2 pseudogenes (1 of these 2 only partly in view) are annotated in these 603 nt (G+C 74.1%); both read left to right on the forward strand.

What is annotated here, in order from left to right:
• Positions 1-145 (forward strand): annotated as a pseudogene (locus D471_RS42145) (YbaK/EbsC family protein); the annotation flags it as partial.
• 90 nt (positions 146-235) lie between these two features.
• Positions 236-603 (forward strand): annotated as a pseudogene (locus tag D471_RS36515) (FdhF/YdeP family oxidoreductase) (it continues 1,929 nt past the right edge of the window).

The raw sequence follows: 603 nt of genomic DNA on the forward strand, positions 1-603 counted from the left end.
GGCCCCCGTGGAGACCGTGGTCGACACCGCGCTGGAGGACTACCCGCGCCTGTGGGCCGCCGGGGGCACCCCGCACACGGTGTTCCCCACCGACTACACGGAACTGGTCAAAATCACCGACGGGACCCCCGCCGCGGTCAACTAGACCGTGGCCTGCGGGCCCTCCGCCTCGCTCCGAGCCGCCCGTCCACACCCCGCCCCCACCTGGTTCCGCGCGGGGGCGCGCGGTGGAACAATGCGGAGTGTGACACACCAGCACTCCGCACAGCCCGACCCCGCCCAGGACGCCCCTCGGGTGGGACCTCCCAAGAAGAGCGCCGTCGGCCTGCCCGCCGTCCTCAACAGCGTCCGCCAGGTGGGGGAACACGCCGGGGTCCGACGCGGGGTGCCCGCCATGCTCGCCGTGAACCAGAAGCGCGGCTTCGACTGCCCCGGGTGCGCCTGGCCCGAACCCGAACGGCGGCACCGGGCGGAGTTCTGTGAGAACGGTGCCAAGGCCGTCGCCGAGGAGGCCACGACCAGGGCGCTGACCTCCGGGTTCTTCGCCGAGTACCCGGTCGCCGAGCTGGCCGGGCGGTCCGGCTACTGGCTGGGGCGGGGGGG

This window comes from Nocardiopsis lucentensis DSM 44048 (genome assembly GCF_000341125.1).
Taxonomy (GTDB): Bacteria; Actinomycetota; Actinomycetes; order Streptosporangiales; family Streptosporangiaceae; genus Nocardiopsis; species Nocardiopsis lucentensis.